This is a genomic window from Candidatus Thiosymbion oneisti, assembly GCF_900092655.1.
GTDB lineage: Bacteria > Pseudomonadota > Gammaproteobacteria > Chromatiales > Chromatiaceae > Thiosymbion > Thiosymbion oneisti.
The window spans coordinates 1-6535 of the sequence record NZ_FLUY01001850.1; the positions used below are offsets into that span (position 1 = coordinate 1).

The 6535-nt window shown below is 59.7% G+C and carries 4 protein-coding genes; 2 read left to right on the forward strand and 2 right to left on the reverse strand.

Going from position 1 to position 6535, the window contains the following annotated elements; all coding sequences use genetic code 11:
• Positions 1-161 precede the first annotated feature (161 nt).
• Both BQ17_RS19660 and BQ17_RS19665 read right to left on the reverse strand, forming a co-directional pair.
• Positions 162-887 (reverse strand): SIMPL domain-containing protein, encoded by a 726-nt coding sequence (locus BQ17_RS19660; protein ID WP_218068365.1) that lies wholly within the window; start codon positions 885-887, stop codon positions 162-164.
• 79 nt (positions 888-966) lie between these two features.
• On the reverse strand, positions 967-1458 hold the full coding sequence (locus BQ17_RS19665) for a cupin domain-containing protein (RefSeq protein WP_089730046.1): 492 nt from the start codon (positions 1456-1458) through the stop codon (positions 967-969).
• A gap of 509 nt (positions 1459-1967) precedes the next feature.
• On the opposite strand from BQ17_RS19665, the gene BQ17_RS19670 reads away from it, so the two are divergent.
• Together BQ17_RS19670 and scpA are read left to right on the forward strand one after the other, a co-directional pair.
• Positions 1968-4124 (forward strand): methylmalonyl-CoA mutase family protein, encoded by a 2157-nt coding sequence (locus tag BQ17_RS19670; RefSeq protein WP_089730048.1) that lies wholly within the window; start codon positions 1968-1970, stop codon positions 4122-4124.
• Positions 4125-4126: 2 nt separating this feature from the next.
• The gene (gene scpA / locus BQ17_RS19675) at positions 4127-6319 is read left to right on the forward strand and encodes a methylmalonyl-CoA mutase (protein WP_176722530.1); all 2193 of its coding nucleotides are present in this window, start codon (positions 4127-4129) and stop codon (positions 6317-6319) included.
• The last annotated feature ends 216 nt before the right edge of the window (positions 6320-6535 follow it).

A 6535-nucleotide genomic window follows, 5' to 3' on the forward strand; every position in this document is an offset into this window, starting at 1 on the left:
CATCATCGTCTGTCGGGTTACGGCGCGCCCCAATCCTGTGACCCAACCGAACACCGAAGCACGCGCCTAACCCGACCGACCACGACCAGAGGCGATCAAAACACAAACCGGGAGTGGTTCATGAACCTCTTTACTCGACCACTTAAAAATTTACCACTACCCTATTTCGTAAGGTAGAAGGTAATAGTGGTTACTACTCGTACATCTTTCTCGATCTTTGCCGTATCGCCATGGCTTTCTCCCACATCTCGAATACTGAAACCACCCTGGTGGGCATCGCGAATACTACCAACCTTTACCCCGGCATTTTCGGCAAACTCATTCGCGGCAATCCGGGCGTTCTTCGTCGCCTCCCGCAGCATAGCCGGCTTGATTTCGTTCAGTCTGGTGAAGTAGTACGCCGGGGCGTTATTCTTGATGTTCAGCCCGTGCGCGATGAGCTCATTCACTTTCGATCGCACCTTGGAAACCAGTTCTACTTTATCGGTTGCGACCTCGATAGAGCCGGTCAGCGAGTATTTCACTTCCACCAATTCCTGATTTTTGCTGCGGTACTCTCTTTGCCCGTAATCGATTATCCCAGGTGAAATATCCTTTTCCTCGAATCCATTTTCGAGCAAAAGGGCCATTATCTGGGCCTGATCGGCCTCGGATTTATCATAGAGCGATGGAATTTCGGCCTTGTCGCCACCTACCACCAGGTATCCTATTTTCCAACGCGCCCTGTCGGCCTCGACCCTGCGCTCGGCCAATCCCTTCACAGTGGTGACATTGATGGCAACCTTGGCATTGTATAGGGTCTGGCCGATGAAATACCCACCGCCGGCAATCCCGAACGCTATGAGTAAAGCCGCCAGCAGTAATTCCATACGAGTAACTCGATTCATCTGGTACCTCCTGGGATGGATGTAATTTCTCGTTCCCACGCGGCGCGTGGGAACGCGAGAAACCACGAATCACGCGAGTTCAAGGCTTAATACAACTTCTCAATTTTATCCATAATTCCGGAAAACGTGTTTGTACCTCCGCCTTGGTAATTAACGCTATGTCCGCATACTCAAATCCAGGGGAAACGGCTTCGCTGATTAATCCAAATTCACCCCTTTCCAGAAGAGCCGTTTTCCAACAACCGCCCTTGACCAACAATTGCAACTGTTCGCCGGCGGCGGGATTGTTACCGAGTCGTATCCGTTCTAATTTCCCATCAGGGTGCACAATCATATAAGTCAGCGGTGAACCGGCATGAAAATAGTGAATAATATCAGCACGATTCACATGCAAATAATCAGATGGGCTATCATCGGTCAACATATAAAAAATCGAAGTCATCAAACAACGCGGGGCTGTTGCGTAAGGAATGGCTTCATGCATATAATCAGCTTGATACGTGCGTCGAAAATAACCGCCTTCCACATGCGGTTCTAATTGTAATTCCGTTATCCATTGGTTTTTGTTCATGAGAAACCTCCGGCTCGAATGGGATGGGTTAAAATTTGGGACAATTCCTTGTGGTTCCCCTATACCAACCTTAATGGCAATGCCATTCATCATTGATGCGGTTCGTTTCACTCACCGCACCCTATGGGCTGAATGTCAACCCTCCCTAGTACCCAAACTGTGGAAATATACCCCCCGCCTGGACGGCAGGTATAGCAAAATCCCATGGAATTTTTTATGCTTGAACGCCTTCCGCACATCTAAGGTTTGGTCTACCGCCGTAGTTCCGGTGTACCCCTGTCACCAAACAGCCCGTAGCGCAGGCGTCTCGCCTACAGGCGGGACGCCCGTGCTAAGGATGGAACTTCCGGGTAGCCGACGGTGGCACCGGCGGTTACCCTGAAACCAACCTAACCTGACAGAGAAAGATGATAAAAACAGGCTGCTACGCCCGATTACCCGAGGATTTTCATGACAATCGAGCGCCATGCGCCAGCGAGAACAACCCGTAACCACCAGAGGTTAAGAAAATGTCGAACCAACCCATCGATCGGCAAGCAGGGGAGGATTCAGCCGTCCCCCGCTTCACTGAATTTCCAACCACCGGCTACGACGAGTGGCGCGCAGCCGCGGAGGCGGCCCTCAAAGGTGGTTCCTTCGAGAAAAGGCTCATCACCAAAACCCACGAGGGCATCGCGCTGCAGCCCATGTATCGGGCGGAGGATGTGGACGGGCTGCCCCACATGGGTTCGCTGCCGGGCTTCGCCCCCTTTGTGCGCGGCACCCAGGTATTGGGCTACAAGCACGCGCCTTGGGAGGTCAGCCAAGAGCTGGCGAACGCTACCCCGGAATCCTTCAATCAGGCGCTGCGGGCCGATCTCGAGCGGGGACAGACGGCGGTCAATATGCGGCTGGACCTCGCCACCCTGCTAGGAGAAGACGCGGACGCCGCGGAGTCGGGCCGGGTCGGCACAGGGGGCCTGTCCATTTCCTGTCTGGATGATTTGACCGCGGCGCTCACCGGGGTCGATCTGGAGCAGACACCGATCTTCATCCAAACCGGCGCCTCGGGGCTGCCGCTCCTCGCCATGGTGCTGGCCATGCTCGGGAAGCAGTCGCGCTCCGCGGCCAAGCTGCGGGGCTGTATCGGCGACGATCCCTTGGGAGCGCTGGCGGGTTCGGGTCGGCTGCCGCGTTCTCTGAACGGGGCCTATGAAGACCTGGCCCAGTTCACCCGCTGGGCCGCCGCCAATGCGCCGGGGCTGCGGACGGTTCTGGTCCGCGGCCATCCCTACCATGACGGCGGCGGCAACGCGATACAGGAACTTGCCTTCGCCCTCGCCACCGGAGTCGAATACCTGCGCGAGCTCCAGGCGCGCGGAGTGACCATCGACCAGGCCGCGCCGCGCGTGCTCTTTGCCTTCTCCCTGGGCTCGAACCTCTTTATGGAGATCGCCAAGCTCAGATCCGCCCGCATGCTGTGGGCCAAGATCGTAGCGGCCTTCGGCGGCGGTGAAGAGGCATGCAAGATACACGTGCATGCCCGCACTTCGGGTTGGAACAAGACCCTCTACGATTCCGACGTCAACATGCTGCGCGCCACCACCGAGGCCTTTTCCGGAGTCCTGGGGGGCTGCGACAGTCTGCACATCGGCCCTAAGGACGAGATCGCACGTGTACCCAGCGACTTCAGCCGGCGGGTCGCCCGCAATGCCCATACCGTGCTGCGCGAGGAAGCGGGGCTGACCCGGGCCGTGGATCCGGCGGGGGGCTCCTGGTATGTGGAAAACCTCACCGATACCCTGGCCCGTAAGAGCTGGGAGCTGTTCCGCGAAGTGGAGAAGCAGGGCGGCATGGCCAAGGCATTGAGCGCAGGCTTCCCCCAGCAACAGGTGGCGGCGGTCTCCGACCAGCGGGCCAGGGCCTATGCCCAACGTCGGGACATCTTCGTAGGCACCAACATGTACCCGAACCCGACCGACGACCCCCTGACGCCGGAGACCATCGACCATGTCGCACTCCAGCAAGAGCGCACCAGGGTGCTGAAGGCGTTTCGGCAATCAACAGATGCCGACGCGCGCCGGGACGCCTTGGAAAAGCTGACGCAGGCGACCCCGGACCGGCGCGTCACCACCGCTGTGGCGGCCGCCGCCGTCGGTGCCACCCTGAACGATCTATGGAAGGCACTGACCACCGGCGAACCGGCGGATCCGCTGCTGGAGCCGGTTGCGATCAGGCGCGGGGCGGAGCCCTTCGAGACCCTGCGCCGGCGCTCCGAGAAATTTGCCGAACGCACCGGCACGCCGCCCAAGGTATTCCTCGCCAACATGGGACCCATTCCTCAACACAAGGCTCGGGCGGACTTCAGCCGCGGCTTCCTGCAGGTAGGCGCCTTTGAGGTCATCGGCAACGAAGGCTTCGAGACCACCGACCAGGCCATCCAGGCGGCCATCGCCTCCGGGGCGGGGGCGGTCGTCATCTGCTCCACGGACAAGACCTATCCCGAGCTGGTGCCAGACTTGGCCAAGGGCCTCAAGGCGGCCAAGCTGGACACCCTGGTGCTGGTAGCGGGCTATCCCGCCGATCATGTCGAGGCATTCAAGGCGGCCGGGGTGGATGACTTCATCCACATCCGGGCCAACTGCTACGAACTGCTGACCAAATTACAGAACCAGATGGGGATCTAACCATGAGCAAGACACCGGACTTTACCTCCATGGACTATGGCATGGACCATGGCCTGGATTTCCCCAAGCCCAGCTTCGACGAGTGGAAGGCCGCGGTGGAACAGGCCATCGGAGAAACCCTGGAACACCTGATCGCTCACACCATGGAGCAGATCGACGTCAAACCCCTGTATACCGACGCCGATCTCAAGGGCCTGGGCCACCTGGGCTATGCCGCCGGCATCCCGCCCTACCTGCGGGGGCCCTATCCCACCATGTATGTGACCCGGCCCTGGACCGTGCGCCAGTACGCCGGTTTTTCTACGGCAGAAGAGAGCAACGCCTTTTATCGCCGCAACCTGGCCGCCGGGCAAAAGGGGCTCTCCATCGCCTTCGATCTTGCCACCCACCGCGGCTATGACTCCGACCATGCCCGCGTGACTGGCGACGTAGGCAAGGCCGGGGTCGCCATCGACTCCATCTTGGACATGAAGGTCCTGTTCGATGGCATCCCCCTGGACCAGATGTCTGTCTCCATGACCATGAACGGCGCCGTCTTGCCCTGCATGGCCTTCTACATCGTGGCCGGCGAAGAGCAAGGGGTCGAACACAAACAGCTCACCGGGACCATCCAGAACGACATCCTCAAGGAGTTCATGGTCCGCAACACCTACATCTACCCGCCTACGCCCTCCATCCGCATCATCGGCGACATCTTCGCCTACACCGCCCAGGAGATGCCCCGCTTCAACAGCATCAGCATCTCCGGCTATCACATGCAGGAGGCGGGCGCTACCGCCGACATCGAGCTCGGCTACACCCTCGCGGACGGCCTGGAATACCTGCGCACCGGCGTCAACGCCGGCATGCCCATCGACACCTTCGCCCCGCGCCTCTCCTTCTTTTGGGCCATCGGCATGAACTACTTCATGGAAGTCGCCAAGATGCGCGCCGGGCGTCTCCTGTGGTCCAAGATCGTCAAGCAATTCGGACCCAAGAACGAGAAATCCATGGCCCTGCGCACCCACTCCCAGACCTCCGGCTGGAGCCTCACCGAGCAGGACCCCTACAACAACGTCGCCCGTACCTGCATCGAGGCCATGGCTGCCGCCCTGGGTCACACCCAATCCCTGCACACCAACGCCCTGGACGAGGCCATCGCCCTGCCCACCGATTTCTCGGCCCGGATCGCGCGCAACACCCAGCTCTATCTGCAAGACGAGATCGGCATCTGCAAGGTGGTCGATCCCTGGGCCGGCTCCTACTATGTGGAGGCCCTGACGGACCAGCTGATCAAAAAGGCCTGGGCCCATATCCAAGAGATCGAGGACCTGGGCGGCATGACCAAGGCCATCGACACCGGTCTGCCCAAGATGCGCATCGAAGAAGCCGCCGCCCGCCGCCAGGCCCAGATCGACTCGGGCAAGGAAACCATTGTGGGCCTCAACAAATACCGCCTGGAACAAGAAGACCCGCTGGAGATCCTGGATATCGACAACTCGGCGGTACGCGATTCCCAGATCCAACGGCTCAAGAAGCTGCGCGGAGAGCGTGACGAGGCCAAGATCCGGGCTGCCCTGAACGCCCTGACCCACAGCGCCGAGACGGGCAAAGGGAACCTGCTGGAACTCTCCGTGGAAGCGGCCAGATGCCGCGCCAGCCTGGGCGAGATCTCGGATGCCATGGAAAAGGTCTTCGGCCGCCACAAGGCAGTCATCCGCTCCATCAGCGGCGTCTACGGCAGCGAGTTCGGCGAGAAAGAAGAAGTCGCCACCGTGCGCAACATGGCCGATACCTTCGAGCAGAAAGAAGGCCGCCGGCCCCGCATCCTGGTCGCCAAGATGGGCCAGGACGGCCACGACCGCGGCGCCAAGGTGATCGCCACCGCCTTCGCCGACCTCGGCTTCGACGTGGATATCGGCGCCCTGTTCCAGACCCCGGAAGAAGTCGCCCGCCAAGCGGTGGAAAACGACGTCCACGTCGTCGGCATGAGCTCCCTGGCGGCGGGCCATAAGACCCTGCTGCCCCAGTTGGTGAAGGCGCTCAAGGAGATGGACCGGGAAGACATCATGGTCGTCATCGGCGGCGTCATCCCCGCCCAGGACTACCAATACCTCTACGACAGCGGCGCCTCCGCCATCTTTGGACCGGGCACCGTGGTGCCGGTCGCCGCGCAGAAGGTGCTCGAAGAGCTTGACCTGCGGCTTGCTGCCTGATATACTGTGAAAAAAGGAAAATCGCGCCTGTAGGCGCGATTCGATTTTTGAACCGCAAAGGACGCAAAGGGTAGGATGGACTGCGCCCATTGATCGGGCTCGTTCTCACGCTCCAGCGAACGAGGAAATGGGGTCAGGTCCTGAGATATCCCCACATTATTTCTATCTAAGACAACAAGTTGTAACGTGTAGTTACTGTCGATCTGGACATGCATA